This window comes from Jutongia sp., from assembly GCF_057878315.1.
The window spans coordinates 34,133-54,675 of record NZ_DBLXSO010000011.1 but is presented as its reverse complement, the minus strand read 5'-3'; the positions used below and the strand labels follow the sequence as shown (position 1 = coordinate 54,675).

Genomic DNA, 20,543 nt, shown 5'->3' with positions numbered 1-20,543 from the left:
GATTTTATAGTATAAATAAACAACTCCATGATCTAAGGATATCATAGAGCTGTCTTATTTGGTTTATTTTTTTGTCATATTGTTTATTGTAAAAGATCATCCAAATCTCCCTCAAAATCCCCACCGGAGTTGCTGTCTTTTCCGGAACCGGACGATGGCTTTTTCGTTGCTGCCGGCTTCTTTGCCGGTTTGGCAGAAACAGTTCCCGCCGATGATTTCGTGGACTTTGACGACGTATTCCCTGTGCCGGTCTTTGTGGATGACTGACGGTCTGCGCCGGCGTGTCTGGCTGGAGTTTTATTTGAAGCCGCCTTGGAACCGGTATTGTTTGTCGTAGCACTGTTCTTCCCGTCAGATTTCCCTGCTCCATCTGAAGACTGCGGCTTTGCGGATACAGGTTCATCAGACCGGGAGGTTGATGTCGTATTATCTTCTTTACCGGACGGCGATGATGTCGTATCGCCTGCTTCGTCCGGCTGTACTGATGACGTGACACCATCTGTTGCGGCAGGCTGCATTGTCACAGAAACGGCTGCTTTCTCCGGCTGCAAGCCCTTCTTCTGCCCTCTGCTTCCCGGTCCGCCAAGATAAATCCACAGCACAACAACTGCCGCAAATATAATAACACCGGCTGCCACTCTCCAGATCATTTTCTTTTTGGGATCGCTCTTTTTCAAAAATGCGGCTGCCTCCCGGCGCACAGTCTGTGTATGCCCACCGGACAGCATCTGGTGCGGAAGCTCCTCGGTGCGAAACCAGAGGTTCTGACGCATCACATGCTCATCATAAAGAACCTCAGCAAGCTGCACCACATCCTGATACCGATCCTCTTTCTTCACCGCAAGCCCCTTCATGATCGCCTTTGACTGCTCCGGCGCAAGCCCGGTTCCGAAAATATCCTGCAGATTCGTGATCTTATCGGAAATCCATCGCTCCATGGCATCCTCCGGCACCATGCCTGTGATCATAAAATACATCGTGGCGCAGAGCGAATACACATCAGTCCACGGACCGATCTTCTCCTCGGAGCGGTACTGCTCCACCGGAACAAATCCCCTTTTAATAAGGATCGTATGCTCTTCTCTTTTCGGATCCAGAAGGCTTGCTGCGCCAAAATCAATAAGCTTTAGCTTCCCATCCTGCGTGATCATCAGATTGTCCGCACTGATGTCCCGATGAACGATCCCCTTCTCATGAATCCTCCGGATCGACTTGAGAAGCGGCTTCATGCCCGCAAGAACCTCTTTCCCATCCATACGTCCATGCTGCGCAATGTACTGCTTAATGCTGATGCCCTGGACATATTCCATCACAATATAGGCAATCCCCCGATCGATAAAGTAATCGCGTACTGCCACGATTCCCTCCAGATCATAAAGGGATGCCGAAATCTGTGCCTCGCGCACGGCACGCTCCGGCTCTTCTCCCGGTTCGGTCAGATATTCCTTCACGGCAACATCCACCTGCACATTCATATCAAGCGCCTTGTAGGTAATTCCAAAGCCCCCTCTGCCGAGCACCTTTTCCAGCTTATAGCGTCCATTTAAGACGGTTCCCTCCGGCAATGTACCTCGCCCTGACCCTGTACGCTCTGTCCCATTTAGCGAACTCTTCTCTCGTTCCCTGCTGTCACTCATCTGTTCGTTGTCCCCCTACCCGTATTTTAACTTTATTGCTGATTGATGCTACGAACTTCCTCATCACTGTCTGCTTTTGTTCCTGCATCATTTTCTTCTTATATTTTATTATTGTAATTCATATTTTGAAAAAATACCAGTGTATTATCTAATATTGACTTATTTCCCGTAAAACCCTATAATTTATACAATTGCACACATTATTTGGTACAGCAGGATCTCACCGTTCTGCGTACCGGCAACATCAAGGAGGAAATCTAACTATGAAAAAGACATTCAAGAAACTTTTATCCGTAGCGCTCGCTTCGACAATGGTCGTTGGACTTGCAGGCTGCGGCAATTCCGCAACTACTAACGGCGGTTCTGATTCTACAGCAGACAAATCAGGCAAGACTTATACCATCGGTATCTGCCAGCTCGTACAGCACGAAGCTCTTGACGCTGCTACAGACGGCTTCAAGAAGGCCCTGAAGGATAAGCTCGGCGATAAGGTTAAATTCGATGAGCAGAACGCAGCCGGTGACGCACCGACATGTTCTACCATCTGTACATCATTCGTAACTAACAACTATGATCTGATCCTAGGTAATGCAACAGCCGCTCTTCAGGCTGCTGTTTCCGCAACAGACAGTATTCCGGTACTTGGTACCTCTGTTACAGACTATGGTACTGCTCTTGATATTTCTGACTGGAACGGCGTAACCGGCAAGAACGTTTCCGGAACAACCGACCTTGCTCCACTGGATCAGCAGGCCAAATGCATCAAGGAGCTTTTCCCGGATGCCAAGAACATCGGTATTATCTACTGCTCTTCTGAGCCAAACAGTATTTACCAGTCTACAACGATCACAAAGTATCTGGAAGATGAGGGCTACAAGATCAAAGAGTACACCTTCGCAGATTCCAATGATGTTGCTTCCGTTACAAAGAGCGCATGTGACGCATCTGATGTAATCTACATTCCTACCGATAATACAGCAGCATCCTGTACAGAGGCGATCAACAACGTAGCCGGTCCTGCTAAGACTCCGATCTTCGCCGGTGAGGAAGGTATTGCAAAGGGATGTGGTGTTGCAACACTTTCTATCAGCTACTATGATCTCGGATACGAGACAGGGGAGATGGCTTATGACATTCTCGTAAACGGCGCTGACATCACAAAGATGGAAGTTAAGGCAGCTCCTAAGTTCACAAAGGAATATATTGCAGACCGCGCTGACGATCTGAAGGTAACTGTACCGGATGATTATGAAAAGCTTTCTACCAAATAATTTTGGCGTATTGGAGGATTAACATGTCTTTATTAAATTATTTCGCAACATTGAATCCGGTCGCATTTACGAATGCGCTTCCGGGCAATATTGCACAGGGTCTGATCTGGGGTATCATGGCACTCGGCGTATACATCACATTCCGCCTGCTTGATTTTGCCGATCTGACCGTTGACGGTTCCTTCGCAACCGGCGGAGCCGTTACCGTTATGATGACCATCAATGGTCACAGCATCTGGGTTTCACTTCTCTGTGCCTGCATCGCTGGACTTCTTGCCGGACTTTGCACCGGTCTGTTACATACCAAGCTCGGTATTCCACCGATCCTTGCCGGTATCCTGACACAGATCGCGCTGTATTCGATCAACCTGAATATCATGGATCGTCATGCAAACCAGGCACTCAGTATTGACAAGTATAACCTGATCATTTCTTCCCGCCAGCTGACCCATGCGATTATTGTTGGCGCAATATTTGCAATCGTTCTCATCGCACTTCTCTACTGGTATTTCGGTACTGAGCAGGGTTCTGCGATCCGTGCGACCGGATGCAATCCGGCCATGAGTAAGGCACAGGGAATCAACATCGACACGATGAAGCTGATCGGTCTTGCCCTCTCCAACGGAATCGTTGCTCTGTCCGGCGGACTTCTGGCACAGTATTCCGGCTTCTCCGATGTCAACATGGGACGCGGCGGCATCGTTATCGGTCTCGCAGCCGTGATCATCGGCGAGGTTCTCGGTGATGCGATCCTCGGAAAGCACATGGACTTCAAGGGACGCCTTACCTTCGTGGTACTCGGCGGTATCATCTACTATATCGTTATCGGTATCGTTCTCTGGCTGAAGATGCCTAGTGATGATCTGAAGCTGTTCACAGCGATCATTGTTGCAGTCTTCCTTGCAGTTCCGTATCTGAAAGGAAAGAGCAAAAGCTCCTTCAAGAAAGCCGGAAAGCGTTCTGCAGCGGCTTTAAGCAGTGCGTCAGCAAAGGAGGGCAAATAAATGTTAGAGATTCGTAATGTACATAAAACCTTCAACCTTGGCACGATCAACGAGAAGCACGCCTTAAATGGCGTAGATCTGACTCTTGACGAAGGCGATTTCGTCACCGTCATCGGTGGAAACGGTGCCGGCAAGTCAACGATGCTCAATGCCATCGCAGGCTCCTGGCCGGTTGATGAAGGTTCTATCCTGATCGATGGTGTAGACGTCACAGGACTTCCTGAATTTAAGCGTGCCACATTCCTTGGCCGTGTGTTCCAGGATCCGATGACCGGAACCACTGCAACCATGCAGATCGATGAGAACCTTGCACTGGCAGCCCGCCGTGGTCAGAGACGTGGTCTTGGCTGGGGTATCTCCAAGAAGGAGAAGACTCAGTTCCACGAGCTGTTAAAGACTCTCGATCTTGGTCTCGAGGATCGTATGACCTCAAAGGTCGGTCTGTTGTCCGGTGGACAACGTCAGGCAGTCACTCTGCTGATGGCATCCTTAAAGAAGCCGAAGGTTCTGCTTCTGGACGAACACACCGCTGCATTAGATCCAAAGACAGCGGCAAAGGTGCTTGCCCTCACCGATAAGATCATCGAGGAGAATCACCTGACCGCTATGATGGTCACACACAACATGCGTGATGCGATCGCACACGGCAACCGTCTGATCATGATGAACAACGGACGTGTGATCCTGAATATTTCCGGCGAGGAGAAGAAACGTCTCACCGTAGAGGATCTTTTAGTGAAATTTGAGGAAGTATCCGGAGAAGAGTTTGATTCGGATAAGGCTTTGCTCGGATAAGCTTGGATATTTACGCCGAAGGGCGTATCAAAACGAATCCCCATCTGTTATAATGGATGGGGATTTATTTTTGTAGAAATGAGCGGTTTAGTTCTCCATTTTCAGAAAGGATAGAAAGATATTATGTTACATTTTGGAATAATCGGTGCAGGAAATATTGCACATAAATTTATCGAAGCAGTCCGCATGACAACAGAGGCAGACGTCACTGCAGTTGCAAGCAAGTCCATGGAGCGCGCCAAAGCGTGGGCCAAGAAGGAATCACTTTCTTTATATTATGACAGCTACGAAAAACTGCTTGCCGATCCGGACATTGATGTGGTCTACATCGCAACACTTTCCAATGCACATTATGACAATATCAAGGCATGTCTTCTGGCGGGCAAGCATGTTATCTGCGAAAAGCCAATGACGCAGACAGGCGCACAGGCCCGGGAGGTCATTGATCTTGCACGCGAAAAGCATTTATTTTTGATGGAAGGAATGTGGTCACGTTTTCTGCCAAAGTCCACACGCGTTCGCCAGTGGATCCGGGACGGCCGCATCGGCGAGCTTCATCTGATGCAGGCAAATATCGGCTGGAAAGCAGATAAGGAATACAGCAGACGTTTGTTTTATCCGGAGCTTGGCGGCGGTTCCCTGTACGACATCGGCATCTATCCGATGGAGCTTCTGCCCTACTATGCCGACCAGAAAATCCTTGCCATGCAATTTCTGAAAAAGGACTATCCAACCGGCGTTGATGATATGGTCAGCTTAAATCTTCAGCTGGAGCACTGCATCGCCAACATCCAATGCTCCTTCACGACCAAAATGCCGGAGGATGCCTACCTTTACGGAAGCGACGGCTACATTCACATTCCTAAGATCCATTTCGGCAACCGTGCCAGACTCTATGATCTGAACGACCGTCTGGTGGAAGATTTCCATGAGGGCGAAGAAAACGGATTTTATTATGAAGCAAAAGAAGTAATTTCCTGTATACAAAAAGGACAAACCGAAAGTGCGGTCTGTCCTCTGGAAATGACATTAGAAAATGCGCGTTTGTTTGATCAGGTTCTGAGGGGAGAAGGAAGGGACTAAAGTGCTTACCCGCATTGTATTCTCGTTCCGCTGGTGCCATCGAGTATGTCCCATATTCGGGTCAGTGATCCGATGACTGCCGTTCCGCCCTGCCGGTGAGTGACAAAGCGTTTTGCCGCCTGCACCTTCGGAAGCATGCTACCCTCCGGAAACTGTCCCTGCTCAATATATGTTTCCATGTCCTGCAGCGTCACCTGATGCAGTGCACGCTGATCCGGAGTGCCATAATTTACAGAAACATATTCCTCGCCGGTCAGAATAAGCAATTCATCTGCACCGGTGTCACAGGCGATCTGCTCCGCTGTGAAATCCTTGTCGATCACAGCACTGACTCCCTGCAGGCTTCCATCAGCTTCCCGCACAACCGGGATGCCTCCGCCGCCACCGCTGATCACGATCGCACCGGCATCTAACAGTCTGCGGATCGTATCGATCTCCACGATCCCTTCCGGCTTTGGAGATGCAACCAGCCGGCGGTAGCCCCGCCCGGAATCCTCCGCCATCACCATGCCGGTTTCCTCTGCGATCTGCCGTGCCTGCTCCTTCGTATAAAACGGTCCGATCGGTTTGGTCGGCTTGAGGCTTTCCAGCTTATCCCGATCCACCAATACCTGTGTCACGATTGTAGCTACCTGCAGATCACTTTTTCTTGTCTGCAGTTCATTATAAATGTGCTGCTGCAACGGATATCCGATCATTGCCTGCGTCATTGCCACACACTCATCCATGGAATTTTCCGGGATGACCGGGCGTGCCGCTTCATTCTGGATCACAAGATTACCGATCTGCGGTCCGTTTCCATGAACCAGCACGATATGATGACCCTTCACCGCAAAATCGACTGCTGCCACAGCGATCTCACGAAGGATCCGGTCCAGATCTCCGGCATTCTGTGCCAGCGCGTTCCCACCAATTGCTATTACATATGTACTCATGTGCATCATTCCTATTCATTTCCAGAAGTATACTTGCGGACATAAGCAAGCAGCGCCTTATAGAAGCATTCCATTGGCGGAGAAACAATTCCCGCACCGATCTGTCCTACGCCTGCATTCTTATGGGCGATTCCGGTATTGATGATCGGAAGGATCCCCGTCTCGATCACCTTAAGCATATCAATTCCCATTGCACTTCCCTTGAAATTCAGGCTTGGCAGAGCATATGCCGGGTTACTGTCCACGCAGATACTGTACATTTTTCTGGACACTGCCAGCGCATCATCCGTTGTTCCTCCAACGAACTGTACAATTGCCGGAGCGCCGCCCATGGCGAAGCCGCCGATCCCCATCGTCTCTGTGATCGCGCTGTCTCCGATATCTCTGTTTGCATCCTCTTTGCCGTAGCCCGGGAAGTAAAGTCCCTCAATATAGTTGGACTCTCCCTCAAACCATTCCTCCTCCGGAAGACCGCTGACCTTAATACCGAAATTGACACCGTTTCGTGCCATAACCGTGAGCACGGTTGCATATTCTACGCCCTGTCCTGCCGCCAGACAGATCTTACATGCCGGCATCGACAGATTGAGGAAATAGTGATCGTTTCCCGCAATAAATGAGAGCACTCTCTCAAGCACCTCTTTATCCTCCACTGCCTGCAGAAGAAGCAGACTGATCTGCTTATAGAAAAGACTTGTCGCCGCTTTATTTCTGTTGTGACACTCATCGCCCATCTGCAGTGCCTGCGCCGTGATCAACTGAATATCAATGCCGTCCGTCAGAGCAAGTGCCTTATGAAGCGCCGGCGCAAATTCATCCCGGATCCATGCAAGGCGGTTTAATACTTCCTCGGAATATGCTCCGAAACGAAGCACCTTTCCAAGTCCCTCATTCACGTTACAGTATGCATATGTGCCATTGGTCATATCCTTGATCACATGAACCGGCATGGATGGGGAGATCACTCCTGCCATCGGACCCACGGCATGATAGCTGTGACATGCTCCGAAGGTAATCTTTCCTTCTTCGATGATCTTCTCCGCCTCAGTGGCATCGGAAGCCAGCCCCTCATAGATCACGGCTCCGATCACAGCTCCGCGCATCGGGCCACACATTTCATCCCAGTCAATATCCGGTCCGGAATGAAGAATCGTCGTCTTGGTCATTCCCGGAATACATTCCAGTGCCGGACGGATATCAACCAGCATCGGCTTTGCCGCACGGATCCTTGCGATCACCTCCGCATTCGCCTGCGCAATTTTGTCACGCAGCGGTTCGATCGCATCCAATGCGGCAAGAATTTCCTTATTACCGCCCGCAACCGGCTTCCAGTCTACCTGACAGACCGTTGCCGCCTGTGCCTCCATGTCCTCCTCAAACCGTTTCAGTCCTACATTTATAATAGATATTTTATCCTTGTTTAATATTGGATTCATCTGATGCACCATCCTTTCCCACACAATTCCGGCAAACAAACAGCTCTGCATATGTCTGTTTATTTATTGTGCCGACACGAGTTCACAGGCAAGCTTCACTGCCTCGATATTGCTCTCCGCAACCATGCAGCCCGCATCCTCCAACAGCTTTTTCTGCTGCGCTTTATTCTGCGAATCTGCTTTTGTCCCGCACACATACGTCACAAAAACCACCTCGCGTCCTTTTTCTGCCGCAAGTTTTTTTCCTTCCCGGATCGTGTCGATCGTCCCTCCGACAGGATCTGCACCGGAGCCATATCCCAGTTCAAAATCAAGCAAAACTACTGCTGTCTCCGGATCCTTACATTCCTCGAGAATTCTTTCATTGCGAATCGTCGGGTCCATCATCGGATGCGGTCTTCCATTCGTAAACTGATCGTCACCAAGATCCAAAAGCACATTTCCATGACTCGCAAACACATCCTTCAACATTGAAGATTCCTCATGGGAAACATTGGAATATACGTCCTTTAACTTATTCTGCAGATAATAGAAGCTCTCTGCGCACAGGGTACCGCCACAATAAAGTCCGCGAATATATTTCTGTTTCGGTGAAAAAGAGATGGTATCCGCAATAATATTTTCGCACGGAAGAACCACGGTTCCACGGGAAAGCTCAACTGCCTTTGCCGCTGCTTCCTGCAGGGATTCTGCTACAATCACATTTTCTTCGGAAACCTCGACCGGCTCTCTGTTTGTGATCGCAAGAACCACCGGTTTGGTCAGCTCTTCACGGATCAGTTCCCGGATCTGCTCAAACACTTCACTGTCCGGTAATTTGGACACCATAACAATGATCTTTGTCCGCTCATCTGCCTGCAGCAAACGAAGCGCATCCTTCATCATGATCCCGCCAATCTCCCGGCTAAGATCCCGACCGCCGACTCCGATCGCATTGGAAATACCGCCACCATATTCACTGATCAGCGTCATTACCTCCTGCATTCCGGTTCCGGATGCCCCGGCGATACCGATATCTCCGGCATTGACCTGATTGGCAAAGCAGAGTCCCACTCCATTAATCAGACATGTCCCACAATCGGAACCCATCAAAAGCAGCTCCTTCTCATGCGCCAGTTCCTTCAGTTCTTTTTCCTGCATGACCGTAATATTATCGCTGAAAAGCATGACATTTTTTCCTGCCTTTAAAGCCACTCTCGCCTCACGTCCGGCGTATTCTCCCGGAACAGAGATCACAACCAGATCCGCCTCCTCTTCCTGCGACATCGCCTGTTTCAGGCTAGTATAATTTTCTTTCTGATGCTCCTTACCGCTCTCATCGCCCTTCAGTCTGTGCTCGATCTCCTGCTTTATCTCCTCTTCCTCTGTGCTATCGGAAATCTCAAAAGCGATCATCAGATCATTTTCATCACAGCTTTCCACCTCATCGCTGCTTAGACCAACGTGCTCCAAAAGCTCTTTGTTCATTGCGGTTCCCATGGACACCACGATATTGTCCACATCATCCCGCTTTTTGATCTGCGCTGACAGCGACATCAGCGTCACGGAATCATAATATTCATTTTTGCGTATCTCAATATATTTCTTCATATATTTGTTCCTCCCGAAAGTCCAAACAAAACGCCGCACATCATATCGGTTCCCGATGTGCTTCCATAACGGATCACATTATGTACGGCTCTTTTCTGCACCTCCCAGTCCCCCTGTGCCATTGCATCAAATAACTGCCACAGAGACCTTCTCACCAGACCACGCCAGGCATTTTCCAGCATGGCACTGCTGACTGCGCCGGTACTTCCACGGATCCAGTCCCGGTATCGATCCATATCCATCGCCCTGCGCCAGGAATCTCCTCTCGCGTAAGCTGCCGCAAACAATCCGCACAGGAAATCATCTCCCGATGGTGTCATACCGATTCCAAGCCCCAGAAAGCCGGATACCGCTTGCCGGATCTTGCTTTGATAATCATAATCAAAACACCTCTGACTTGTACAAGCATTCTGATCTGCCGGTACCACTTGATCTGTGCAAGCCTTCTGAGTCTCTGCAGCCACTTGACCGGTGCCGGTTTTTCGATTCTCCAAAGCCGTCCCGGCTGCCAGAGCCGCCTGCAGACGATGCAGCCTCTCCCGAAACATTCTTCCATATTCATCCAGATACGGCTGATCAAATAACGCATCGTAAAGACTGCTTTTATTGCCGTATATTTCCACCAGATGACTGATCCGACTTATGGTCTGTCGGGAAATGTTCTGTCCGATTTCAGGGACATAAGGAACTGTTTGGACCTGCACATGATCCAGCGAAATATGAACTAAGCTGCCAAGACAGATCATATCCGTCTGCCAGACAACCGGATCTCCTGCCTTAAGCAGCAGGGTTTTCAAATCTATATCCTCCACAAGAGAAATGGCTCCCGCAAAGGTTTCTGTCCCCTGATTCACCAATGAGAAAAGCGTCCCCTGCTCTGTCACAACATTGATCACATGATGAAATACCGAATGGATCCTTCCGGAAAGCAGAACATTTCCCGTCGTGACTTTTTCACAATCTGACAGATTTTGGCTGCATAAATTCACATCAGATGCTTCTCCTTCCACAGAAGACTGTGGAACGAAAATTTCTTCCGCCTGCAAATACCGTTTTGCATTACGCTTACGCATAGGCACGACACTTCTTTGCCACCGCCACGATCTTATGCTCTGCATCGGCAAGCCCGAAAATCGTGATTCCAAACGGAAGATCTTCTCCGGCATCAATGCCCGGAACAGCGATCGCACTCATATCGAGCAGATTGCAGTGATTGGTATATTTTCCCATATCGCTGTTGGTATTGATCGGATCGCGCCGCACTTGATCTCTTGTGTAAGTTCCCGCACAGGTCGGAAAGATCATGACGGCATCCTTCAGCAGATTCCGGGAACGTCTCTTGTATTCCATCAGTTCATGCATCGTATCATACAGATATGCCGCCGTGTAATCCGGGCGGTCACCGGTCATAAGAATCTCTCTTGTCACCGGGAAGATATCCTCGCTGTGCGCTTTTACAAAATCTCCCAGATCACACCAGCGCTCCGCCACACAGGGACCTCCATACAACAGAAGCGCCGCTTTCTGATAAAAGCTAAGATCCACTCTCTGCACCTTGCAGCCCGTCTGCTTCAGGAAGGAAATCGTCTTGTCCCATGCTGCTTTGTACTGCACGTCATATGGTCCGTAGAACTCCGGTTCCTGCTCCGGCAGGTAAATACATTCCGGAAGCTTGTCCTCTTTTCGGGACACATCCTTCGACCAACGGTCGGATTCATCCAGCCCACGTACGACCTCGTCCACCTTCATTGCCTCCTCCACGGAATCCGCAAAAACAGTGACGCAGTCAAGACTTGCACATGCCGGAACAACTCCCTTTAACGGCCATGCGCCACAGGTCGGCTTAAAGCCGGTCAGATGATTTAATGCCGCCGGGACACGTCCGCTTCCCGCGGTGTCTGTTCCCAGGGAAAAGCATGCCATTCCAAGTGCAACCGACACTGCCGAACCGGAGCTGGAACCGCCGCTGATTAGCTCAGGCTTCAGCGCATTTGAAACCTCCCCATAAGGACTTCTTGTTCCGACAAGTCCTGTTGCAAACTGATCCAGATTTGTTTTACCGATTGGGATCGCTCCGGCTTTGATCAGACGGTCAACCACCGTGGCGCTCTCCTCCGGCACATAAGTGTATGCCTTGCATCCTGCCGTCGTCGGAGTCCCTGCCAGATCAATGTTATCCTTGATCGCAAACGGAATTCCCCACAATGGCTTTTTGCCAAAATCCATCTTTCCAAGCTTCTCTATGTACGGACGGATCCGTTCCATATCCGGCTCAATGATCCAGATATTTTTATCGCTGTATTTCTTTGCTTTTTCTATGATTTCCTGCATCAATCCTGTCGGCGTTTTCTCTCCACTCTGATATGCTGCCTTCACCGATGCAATGGTCAGATGTTTTTCTTCCATAAACAACATTCCTTTCCTGTGTATTTTTTCATATCTTATAGTCTTATGATAACAATACGCCCCGGTGATTTCCTTGTGGAGATGCCACAGTTTCTCACCACCCATTTTATGTCTTTATGACAATTTCTGTGTTTCCTGCACATAATACCGCCAGCCGCCATAGCGGGATATGTCCGTAAGACCTTCCTCTGCCCCCGCCTGACCGACAAAGCTGATCACTTCCTGCCCGTCCTGCAGACGCATCTTACCAAGCCCAAGCGGCGCGGGTATCATCTGCAGAAAACTTCCGATCCGGGACAATGCAATGCGCCAGACCTCCACCTCAAGCTCTGTCCCGTTTTGCGTACAGACAAGCATTGGTTTCTCCGGCTCTGTCGCTGTCCTAACCATACGGTAAACCGGTGCTGTGTGGTCGGTTCTGTCATAAACTGCTCCCAGTCCGGTAAGCTGATGTTCCAGCGCAAAGCCTCTCATGTGCAGTCCACAGACCGCAAGCTCTACGATTTCCTCTTCGTTCATGTTTCCTCCAAATACTGTCCGTTTTTTCGGACAGACCATTTTCTCTTCTACGCCTTTAACAAGGACTCCGTATCCGCAGTCCATCCGAAAATCGCCCCCTGCTGCGTGATCATCTGAAGAGAGGCCAGATGATCGGCACGATCATATGCCGCACTGGCATCCTCGATCAACAGACATTCGTATCCTCGGTCGTTTGCCTCACGGATCGTGGTCTGCACACAGACATGCGTCGTTACACCGGTCACGATCAGCGATTCAATTCCCTTTTCCTGCAGATTATCTTCCAGGGCTGTCTTATAGAAAGAGCCCTTACCACATTTATGGATCACGATATCCTCTTCCTTCGGATAAAGCTCCGGCACAATGTCATTGCCCGGCTCCCCCTGGATCATGATCCGTCCCATCGGTCCCATATCACCAATCCCAGCGCCCTGCTTCTTCGAGCGGCGCAGCTTACTCGGTGGACAGTCCGACAGATCCGGCAGATGACCTTCCTTTGTATAGATCACCGGCATGCCAAGACTTCTGCAATGATCGATCACTTTACCAACCTGCGGTATAATTGCCGTCACCTCAGAAATGTCATTGCCAAGCATCTCTCCGAAGCCGCCGTGCTCGCAGAAATCTCTCTGCATATCGATCACAAGAAGTGCCGTCTTCTCCGGATCAAAGGTATATTCATATGGTTTTGCATCTACTATCATTCCAATACATCCTTTCCTATGCCAACAAATCTTTTATTGCTATTCTCCTGCCAGCTTCTCCAACGCCTCAATCACACTTGCCGAGTCAGACACGGCACCAAAGACGCCACCCTGCATCGTGACCATTTTGATCGCTGCCTGATGATTGCCAAAATCAGTGGCTCCGGTGCAGTCCTCAAGAATCACACACTCAAAACCGCGGTCGTTTGCCTCGCGCATCGTTGTGTGAACACAGACATCCGTAGTGATTCCGGTCAGAATAATATTTTCAATGCCCTTCTGACGAAGGATCAGCTCCAGATCTGTCGCACAAAAGCTTCCCTTGCCCGGCTTGTCAATAATGATCTCGCCCTCCTTCGGATAAAGCTCCGGAATGATATCCCAGCCTTCTTCTCCACGGACAAGAATCCTTCCCTTCGGTCCCTTTGCGCCAATTTCCGCGCCGATCTGTGCGCTTCTCCAGCGCTTATTTTCCGGAAGATCCGACAGATCCGGACGATGCCCCTCTCTGGTGTGGATGATCGTCAGACCCTCCACCTTTCTGGCTGCCGCAAGCAGCCTTTTGATCGGCTCGATCGCACGCCTCGTCAGGGAAATATCATATCCCATGGCATCCACATAACCACCCTCTCCGCAGAAATCCGTCTGCATATCAATGATCATCAGTGCGGTGTTGTCTGCTCTGAGATCTCCGTTATAAGGCCACTTGTAAGGTTCCGAATTTATATACATCATAATCACCGTTCCTCTCTGTTTACGGGAAAAGCTGCCTCCCACATTGTCATAAGAAGCAGCTCCCCGATCTGAATTATTTCTTTATTTTGTGCTTCCGATCACACCATCGACCAGATAATCCATAGACTCGATCTCATCAATGGTCAGTGTCTGACCCTTCTTGCAGACGATATTGCCCTTCTGATCCTTGATCTCATCGCTGAATGGATTATAATCATCATTGATCATCTTATCCTTTTCCTCTTCGATCTTCTTCTGGGTATCCTCTGATACGCTCTTACCAAACGGAGCGATATCTACTACGCCCTCCTTCAGACCACCACGATATTTTCCATCATATTTGCTTCCGTCGAACTTACCGTCGATCGCAGTCTGTACCATATCGATGAACAGGTCATCCCAATGCCATACAGCACCGGTCAGCCATGTATTTGGTGCAAGCTCTGACGCATCTGCGTGATCGCCGACACAGTAAACACCCTTCTGCTCACAAAGCTCAACGATTGTCTTCGTACTGTCCTGATGCTGCGCGATAACATCAATGCCCTTGTCGATCAATGTGTTGGCGGAGCTTGTCTGCAATGCAGGATCACTCCAGCTTCCGGTAAAGATGACAGAGGTTGTCGCATCCGGATTCACTGATTTTGCACCCAGTTCAAAGGCGTTGATATTTGCAAGAACCTGTGGGATTGGGAAGGATGCCACGAAACCAAGCTTATTTGATTTTGTATTGGCACCTGCGGCGATACCACAAAGATAAAAGCTCTGCCAGATGGTTCCGAAATAGGTTCCAAGATTATCCATTGTCTTTAAACCGCCCTGATGGAAAAATGTAACATCCGGATATTTCTTTGCCACATCCATTGCCGGCTCAAGATGTCCGTAGGATGTCGGGAAGAGCACGGTTGCACCCTTCTGGATCATCTGCTCCAGAGCTCTGGATGCCTCCTCGGTCTCCGGTACATTTTCCTGACGCAGCACCTGAATCTGATCACCAAAATGCTTCTCAACGGCTACGCTGGCATTGTATGCCGCCTGATTGTATCCGTAATCATCTTTTGCTCCGACAAAGATAAAACCTACGGTTGTTTTCTTGCTGTCTGTTTTCTCAGAGCTTGTTTTCGCAGAAGAATCCGCTTCACTGGAACTGTTTGTTCCACCGGTATTTCCGCAGCCCGCCATCGAAAATACCATGGCACCGCAGAGGACGACTGACATCAATTTTTTCCAGATTTTCTTTTTCATAGTGATTACCTCTCTTTTCTTAATTATTTATCTTAAGTTCTACGAATTCGCAGAGCTCTCAATAATCTTCTTTAATTCTGCAGGCATTGCCTGAACCTTCTTGCGGGATGCAAAGAACAATGCGCAGATTGTGAACAGATACGGAAACATCTGCAGGATGAATGTGGAAATATGAACGCCCTGTGCCTGCAGTAAAAGCTGCAACGCCTGTGCGCCACCGAAAATGTAGGCACCGATCATCGCTTTCTTCGGATGATATCCGGCAAGCACGACAAGAGCTACCGCGATAATGCCACGACCGTTTGTCATATTTTCAATCCATGTATGTGTATAAGCAATGGCAAGCTGCGCTCCGCCGATCGCAGAGATCATACCGCCAAGCACGACACCAATATAACGTAACAGCTTCGGGTTTGCACCATAGGCAAATACAACCTCCTCGTCCTCGCCGGTTGCCCGAAGTAACAATCCCAGTCTTGTCTTAAACAACAGATAACAAAGCAACGGACAGAGTATATAAGAAACATATACGAGAATGTCCTGATTAAACAGCGCTGTTCCTATGACCGGAATCCCGGACAGAACCGGAATCGGTATCATGCTAAGTCCATCAATGGAAACGCTGACGTACTGCTGTCCCAGAAACGACGTAAGACCAAGCCCCAGAAACATGATCGTAAGACCTGTCGCAAGCTGATTAGCTTTTCTGCCGATGACCAGGATCGCATGAAGCAGTGCAAGGACACCGCCACCGATTGCCGCCATCAAAATACCGAGAAGCGGGGACTTTGTGTGATAGGTACACACATATGCCGCAAGAGCTCCGACCACCATACAGCCTTCGGTGCCAAGGTTGATCACGCCCACACGCTCGGTTACCGTCTCACCGTAAATGCCATAGAGAACGGAGGTACCACACTGGATTGCTCCAGATAATAAAGATGTTATGAACATTTCTTACGCCCCTTTCCTTTCCACAAAATGCCAAGTAAAACGAGTGCCATCAAAATCTTGGTTCCGGAGGATGGAAGACCACTGGACTGCTCCAACACGTTACCCGCTACACACAGGAATCCGATCACCACGGAGGTAATGATCGCTGCCAGCGGATTGTTCCATGCCATCCATGCTGCCAGGAAACCGTAATATCCATAATTTACGCCGGTTGTCGTACGAAGTCTTCCTTCAACTCCGGCAATCTCTACCATACCTGCGATTCCGGAAATTGCACCGGAGATCAACATGGCAGCCATCTGGATCTTCGCCACTGAAAATCCTGCATGCTTTGCCGCCTCTGCATTTCCGCCGATCACACGAAGCCGAAAGCCACAGGCGCTTTTCTTTAAAACAAGCCAGGTGACAATTGCCACCGCCACAGCACCGAAGATTCCGATGCTTACACCAACATAGATCTCCGGCAGCCGGAGCTTATCTGCAATCTCCGGGGACATCGGCCAGCTGAAGGATTCCGGATCCTTGAGGATGCCATATACAAAGAAACTAACAATATCATATGCTATGTAATTCATAATTACCGTGGTCAGCGTTTCATTCATTCCCGCTTTGACCTTCATCAGTCCGGCAAGTCCGCTCCATACCGCTCCACCAAGCGCTCCTGCCACAAGCATCAGAAGGATTCCAACCGGACCCGGCATGGATTTTGCAACAAAGACCGCCACAAACGTTGCAAGCAGAGCACCGATCGCGAGTTGTCCTTCCCCGCCGACATTGACCAGTCCTGCCTTTGCGGAGATCGCAGTCGCCACGGCAACCATAATGAATGGAGACGATTTCACAACAACCTGCCCGATTCCGTAAGAATTACCCAGCGTGGACACGATCATATCCCCATAGATCTGAATGGGATTGACGCCCTGAGTCATCAGGAAAACGCCGAATATTACGACCATCACTGCCAACGCGAGCACTGTAAGCAACGCCTGTTTGATTGATTCCGTTTTATCTTTCATGCTCTTTTCCTCCTATCATCAGATCTCCAATTTCCAGTGCCGATGTTGTCTTCGGATCTAACTTCTCCGTCAGGGTATCCCCGCTGATCACGACAATGCTGTCAGATACAGATAACAGCTCCTCCAGATCCTCAGAAACAAGAAGAATGCTGCAGCCTTGATTTCTTAATTCCACCAATGTCTGATGAACCATCTCCACGGTTCCGACATCAAGTCCGCGGCTCGGATAGCTTGCCAAAAGGATCTTCGGCTGCTTCATCACGGCTCTTGCCAGCATACAACGCTGTATATTTCCACCGGAAAGTGTCGCAAGCTCTCTTGTTTTCTCCGGAACACCAAGCTCCTTTACGGCTTTGGATGTGTCCATCTTATCGGTCAGATCCTTCCAGTTGATTCCAACCTTTTTATAGGAAATCTCCGGTCCGTTCAAAGCGAAATGCTCATAAATCTTCATTCCGGCGACGACATTATCTCTCTTTGGATCCTCCGATACAAGTGCCATTCCCGCTTCGATCCTGTCCCGGATCGAGGACTTTGTCATATCCTTGCCGGCGATCGTAAGCTGTCCCATTTTCAGGACATTGACACCAAACAATGTCTCAAGAAGCTCTCGCTGTCCTCGTCCTGAAATTCCTGCCAGACCGATGATCTCGCCGGCTTTCATGGTCAGATTGCCGTGCCGGATCAACTCCCGGTGCTGTGCATTGTAGATGCTCATGTCCTTTCCTTCCAAAAGAACCTCTTCCTTTTCAAAGACCTTTTTCTGATCCTCATAATCGGTGTGGATCGTCACCTCGCCACCCATCATTTTCGAGATCAGCCGCTCCTGATCGTAGCCGTTTTCTTTCTCTTCCTTCTCAACGATCTCGCCATGGCGAAGCACGGTGATCACATCGGAGCATGCCATAACCTCATGGAGCTTGTGGGTGATCAGAAGGATCGCATAACCGTCATCGCGCATAGACTGAAGCATTTTGATAAATTCCTGTGCCTCCTGCTGTGTCAGCACACTGGTTGGCTCATCAAAAATCAGTACACGCATTTTCCCCATCATCAATACCTTGATGATCTCCACCCGCTGTCTTTGTCCCAGATCCATCTGACCGACCAGCATATCCGGATCAACCGGAATCTTATATTTCTGTGAGATCTCACAAATCTCCTTCTTGATCTCTTCCTTCGGACGTTTTCTTTTCTCCTTCGGAAGTGCCATCATGATATTTTCAAACGCGGTAAATGCCGGGATGATCCGAAAGTCCTGAAACACCATACCGATGCCAAGCCGCATTGCGATCTGCGGCGTCATATGAACCCGTTCCCTGTCCACTAAGATTTCTCCCGATGTCGGCTTATATGTACCGTAAAGCATTTTCATCAATGTGCTTTTGCCGGCACCGTTTTCTCCAACGATCGACTGAATCTGTCCGGCATATACGGACAAGTTGATATTTTGATTTGCTACAAAATCACCAAACCGGATCTTCAATTGATTTGTCTTAATGATTGGATTAAATTTGTTTATCTTCATCTTGCCGCCTCATTTCTATCTTTGAAATTCATGTTCCACAGTTTCAATGCAATCTGTAACTGCAACTGGATCTCCGCATCCCATTTCGGAAGTGCAAGCAGTTCCCTGATCTTCTCCATCCGGTAACTGATCGTGTTGTAATGCGTATACATACACGCTGCCGTTTCACGAAGATTTTGCTCTGTCCCAAAATAGGTACTCAGCGTTTCCAAAAGCTTTGTGTTATGCGCTGTGTCATATTCCCGGATCGGTTTTACAAAACGTTCCTCCATCCTGAGGATTTCCGGGTGTTCCATCGGAAGCAGTGACAGAACCGTGTAGCTTCCCAGATCCCGATACCGGATCACTGCCCTTTTCAGATTGCAAAGTCCCGCGATCCGTTTGATCAGAAGTGCCTGTTGATATTCCTTTGCCAGAGAGGTGATCTCATCACCATCGCTGACATAGATGCATATATTTTCTGCCGGTATCTGCTGCTGCAGAAAATAGCGTTCAAACAACTCCTCAAGGTGCTCCAGCTGCTTTTCATTCAGGATCAATACAATATTGTCCTCCAGCGTAACCACCAAAAATTTCTTTTCCCACTGCCGCATCAGAAATTTCATCTGCTGCTCCCGCATTGGCCGCCATTCCTCTTTATTCAAAATCGCCACACCGTATTTACTTTGACTGTCGATCTGAATGTCTGCGTCTGCCGCATATTTGAGAATATCCTGCTGATAAACAAGAATTCCTTTGAGACAGTCGATCAGGAAATTGGCTTTATATTTTCTTGCCTGCTCCCGGATAATATGATAATTTCTAACCTGTATGAAAAGCATCTGCGCGACGTTTTCCAGGATTCCTGCCTCCACTCCGGAAATCGGTTCTCCCGTGATCAGATTTAAAAGCATACTGGAAAGATTCCGGTCATGCACCTCCATCGTGTACATTTTCACCTGCCGGTTTCTCAGCAACAGCTGGCTCATCTTGCCATCGGATGCCTTACTGCGGATCTTCTTACACACGTCATAATCAAGATCTCCCAGCCGCTCTTTTGCTCCGGGTGTCAGAAAACTTTTATTCATGGAATCAATGAGAAACAACGGAATGCCAAGCTCTTCCTCAATGCATTGCATTGTCTCAAGAATGTCTCTGCTTTGATTCATTTTCAGCAGAAGTGCCTCGGTCCTTTTCTGGATCTGCAAAAACAGATCGACAGATTTATTGGAAATTTTCTGAACCGCTTCATAAACCACATCCGCAAATACCGTGTCATCCGGCAGCTCGATCAGAAGCATATCCAATTCCCCGGCAATCATAATGACCTCCTCCGGAATCGTCTGAATAAACCGTCTTGGCTTAATCGCAAATCCTGTGATATTTCGTTTTGCAAGCTTGCGAAGCAGTCGGATAAATTCTTCCAGATTATCTTTAAACGGAAATAATGTCGAAATAATGATCTCATCCTCCTCAACATATTTCTCAATGTCCGGCACCTCTAAGATGTTGACTTTACCGATCCTTCGATGAAGTGATTTCGGGGCAGATAACACTTTGGCGCCCTGAACGGCTGCCAGCTCCATAAATTCTTCACCGGTAATGTAACCAATACTTTTATTCATGATCTGCCTCCTTACTTCACGAATTTCAAAGACGATACTGCAAGAATAAAATCAAAAAGGCGCTACCAATGTCTTGGTAAC

Annotated in this window: 18 protein-coding genes; 4 read left to right on the top strand and 14 right to left on the bottom strand. The window is 48.9% G+C overall.

The features are described from left to right. Positions 1-83: 83 nt before the first annotated feature. A complete protein-coding gene (locus ACZLMD_RS04245; RefSeq protein ID WP_118561516.1) occupies positions 84-1,637 on the bottom strand; it encodes a serine/threonine protein kinase in 1,554 nt (517 codons plus the stop codon). A gap of 263 nt (positions 1,638-1,900) precedes the next feature. Here ACZLMD_RS04245 and ACZLMD_RS04240 point away from each other — a divergent pair, with 263 nt between their 5' ends. The 4 genes from ACZLMD_RS04240 to ACZLMD_RS04225 all read left to right on the top strand — a co-directional run bounded on the left by ACZLMD_RS04240 (position 1,901) and on the right by ACZLMD_RS04225 (position 5,790). Beyond that, entirely contained in the window at positions 1,901-2,908 is a 1,008-nt protein-coding gene (locus tag ACZLMD_RS04240; protein WP_482522729.1) for an ABC transporter substrate-binding protein, read from the top strand. A 23-nt stretch (positions 2,909-2,931) separates the two neighbouring features. Further along, entirely contained in the window at positions 2,932-3,912 is a 981-nt protein-coding gene (locus tag ACZLMD_RS04235) for an ABC transporter permease (RefSeq protein WP_022304910.1), read from the top strand. Continuing rightward, positions 3,913-4,707, top strand: coding sequence for an ABC transporter ATP-binding protein (locus ACZLMD_RS04230; protein ID WP_022304911.1), 795 nt, complete (start codon positions 3,913-3,915; stop codon positions 4,705-4,707). 123 nt (positions 4,708-4,830) lie between these two features. Beyond that, the gene (locus tag ACZLMD_RS04225; protein WP_022304912.1) at positions 4,831-5,790 is read left to right on the top strand and encodes a Gfo/Idh/MocA family protein; all 960 of its coding nucleotides are present in this window, start codon (positions 4,831-4,833) and stop codon (positions 5,788-5,790) included. A gap of 5 nt (positions 5,791-5,795) precedes the next feature. On the opposite strand, the gene ACZLMD_RS04220 is transcribed toward ACZLMD_RS04225, so the two are convergent. From ACZLMD_RS04220 to ACZLMD_RS04160, 13 genes are all read right to left on the bottom strand, one after another. After that, complete coding sequence (locus ACZLMD_RS04220; RefSeq protein ID WP_022304913.1) at positions 5,796-6,725, bottom strand: carbamate kinase; 930 nt, start codon at positions 6,723-6,725, stop codon at positions 5,796-5,798. An 11-nt stretch (positions 6,726-6,736) separates the two neighbouring features. Continuing rightward, entirely contained in the window at positions 6,737-8,161 is a 1,425-nt protein-coding gene (locus ACZLMD_RS04215) for a YlbE family protein (protein ID WP_489495169.1), read from the bottom strand. A gap of 63 nt (positions 8,162-8,224) precedes the next feature. Beyond that, the gene (gene fdrA, locus ACZLMD_RS04210) at positions 8,225-9,751 is read right to left on the bottom strand and encodes an acyl-CoA synthetase FdrA (protein ID WP_489495168.1); all 1,527 of its coding nucleotides are present in this window, start codon (positions 9,749-9,751) and stop codon (positions 8,225-8,227) included. Continuing rightward, positions 9,748-10,824: an oxamate carbamoyltransferase subunit AllH family protein gene (locus ACZLMD_RS04205; RefSeq protein WP_489495167.1), complete on the bottom strand. Its 1,077-nt coding sequence runs from the start codon at positions 10,822-10,824 to the stop codon at positions 9,748-9,750. Before ACZLMD_RS04205 ends, fdrA begins: the two co-directional genes overlap by 4 nt. Then, positions 10,817-12,157, bottom strand: a complete 1,341-nt coding sequence (locus tag ACZLMD_RS04200) for an allophanate hydrolase (RefSeq protein ID WP_455057862.1) — start codon at positions 12,155-12,157, stop codon at positions 10,817-10,819. The genes ACZLMD_RS04205 and ACZLMD_RS04200 overlap by 8 nt, the downstream gene beginning before the upstream one ends. 114 nt (positions 12,158-12,271) lie before the next feature. After that, positions 12,272-12,676, bottom strand: a complete 405-nt coding sequence (locus ACZLMD_RS04195; protein ID WP_022304918.1) for an allophanate hydrolase-related protein — start codon at positions 12,674-12,676, stop codon at positions 12,272-12,274. Between the two features lie 47 nt (positions 12,677-12,723). Further along, positions 12,724-13,380, bottom strand: a complete 657-nt coding sequence (locus tag ACZLMD_RS04190) for a cysteine hydrolase family protein (protein ID WP_482521360.1) — start codon at positions 13,378-13,380, stop codon at positions 12,724-12,726. 39 nt (positions 13,381-13,419) lie between these two features. Beyond that, positions 13,420-14,115 carry a biuret amidohydrolase gene (gene biuH / locus ACZLMD_RS04185; RefSeq protein ID WP_022304920.1) on the bottom strand — a complete coding sequence of 232 codons (696 nt, stop codon included), beginning with the start codon at positions 14,113-14,115 and terminating at the stop codon, positions 13,420-13,422. An 81-nt stretch (positions 14,116-14,196) separates the two neighbouring features. Further along, positions 14,197-15,360, bottom strand: a complete 1,164-nt coding sequence (locus ACZLMD_RS04180) for a BMP family ABC transporter substrate-binding protein (RefSeq protein ID WP_118561534.1) — start codon at positions 15,358-15,360, stop codon at positions 14,197-14,199. Between the two features lie 39 nt (positions 15,361-15,399). Beyond that, the gene (locus tag ACZLMD_RS04175) at positions 15,400-16,314 is read right to left on the bottom strand and encodes an ABC transporter permease (RefSeq protein WP_022304922.1); all 915 of its coding nucleotides are present in this window, start codon (positions 16,312-16,314) and stop codon (positions 15,400-15,402) included. After that, positions 16,305-17,330, bottom strand: coding sequence for an ABC transporter permease (locus ACZLMD_RS04170; protein WP_022304923.1), 1,026 nt, complete (start codon positions 17,328-17,330; stop codon positions 16,305-16,307). Before ACZLMD_RS04170 ends, ACZLMD_RS04175 begins: the two co-directional genes overlap by 10 nt. Beyond that, positions 17,320-18,858 (bottom strand): ABC transporter ATP-binding protein, encoded by a 1,539-nt coding sequence (locus tag ACZLMD_RS04165; protein WP_489495166.1) that lies wholly within the window; start codon positions 18,856-18,858, stop codon positions 17,320-17,322. Before ACZLMD_RS04165 ends, ACZLMD_RS04170 begins: the two co-directional genes overlap by 11 nt. After that, a complete protein-coding gene (locus ACZLMD_RS04160; protein WP_489495165.1) occupies positions 18,855-20,462 on the bottom strand; it encodes a PucR family transcriptional regulator in 1,608 nt (535 codons plus the stop codon). Before ACZLMD_RS04160 ends, ACZLMD_RS04165 begins: the two co-directional genes overlap by 4 nt. Positions 20,463-20,543 lie beyond the last annotated feature (81 nt).

Excerpts from the sequence above, each read along its gene's own strand:
- ACZLMD_RS04245 (WP_118561516.1), bottom strand. The coding sequence starts at position 1,637 with ATGAGTGACAGCAGGGAACGAGAGAAGAGTTCGCTAAATGGGACAGAG.
- ACZLMD_RS04240 (WP_482522729.1), top strand. The coding sequence starts at position 1,901 with ATGAAAAAGACATTCAAGAAACTTTTATCCGTAGCGCTCGCTTCGACA.
- ACZLMD_RS04235 (WP_022304910.1), top strand. The coding sequence starts at position 2,932 with ATGTCTTTATTAAATTATTTCGCAACATTGAATCCGGTCGCATTTACG.
- ACZLMD_RS04230 (WP_022304911.1), top strand. The coding sequence starts at position 3,913 with ATGTTAGAGATTCGTAATGTACATAAAACCTTCAACCTTGGCACGATC.
- ACZLMD_RS04225 (WP_022304912.1), top strand. The coding sequence starts at position 4,831 with ATGTTACATTTTGGAATAATCGGTGCAGGAAATATTGCACATAAATTT.
- ACZLMD_RS04220 (WP_022304913.1), bottom strand. The coding sequence starts at position 6,725 with ATGAGTACATATGTAATAGCAATTGGTGGGAACGCGCTGGCACAGAAT.
- ACZLMD_RS04215 (WP_489495169.1), bottom strand. The coding sequence starts at position 8,161 with ATGAATCCAATATTAAACAAGGATAAAATATCTATTATAAATGTAGGA.
- fdrA (WP_489495168.1), bottom strand. The coding sequence starts at position 9,751 with ATGAAGAAATATATTGAGATACGCAAAAATGAATATTATGATTCCGTG.
- ACZLMD_RS04205 (WP_489495167.1), bottom strand. The coding sequence starts at position 10,824 with ATGCGTAAGCGTAATGCAAAACGGTATTTGCAGGCGGAAGAAATTTTC.
- ACZLMD_RS04200 (WP_455057862.1), bottom strand. The coding sequence starts at position 12,157 with ATGGAAGAAAAACATCTGACCATTGCATCGGTGAAGGCAGCATATCAG.
- ACZLMD_RS04195 (WP_022304918.1), bottom strand. The coding sequence starts at position 12,676 with ATGAACGAAGAGGAAATCGTAGAGCTTGCGGTCTGTGGACTGCACATG.
- ACZLMD_RS04190 (WP_482521360.1), bottom strand. The coding sequence starts at position 13,380 with ATGATAGTAGATGCAAAACCATATGAATATACCTTTGATCCGGAGAAG.
- biuH (WP_022304920.1), bottom strand. The coding sequence starts at position 14,115 with ATGATGTATATAAATTCGGAACCTTACAAGTGGCCTTATAACGGAGAT.
- ACZLMD_RS04180 (WP_118561534.1), bottom strand. The coding sequence starts at position 15,360 with ATGAAAAAGAAAATCTGGAAAAAATTGATGTCAGTCGTCCTCTGCGGT.
- ACZLMD_RS04175 (WP_022304922.1), bottom strand. The coding sequence starts at position 16,314 with ATGTTCATAACATCTTTATTATCTGGAGCAATCCAGTGTGGTACCTCC.
- ACZLMD_RS04170 (WP_022304923.1), bottom strand. The coding sequence starts at position 17,330 with ATGAAAGATAAAACGGAATCAATCAAACAGGCGTTGCTTACAGTGCTC.
- ACZLMD_RS04165 (WP_489495166.1), bottom strand. The coding sequence starts at position 18,858 with ATGAAGATAAACAAATTTAATCCAATCATTAAGACAAATCAATTGAAG.
- ACZLMD_RS04160 (WP_489495165.1), bottom strand. The coding sequence starts at position 20,462 with ATGAATAAAAGTATTGGTTACATTACCGGTGAAGAATTTATGGAGCTG.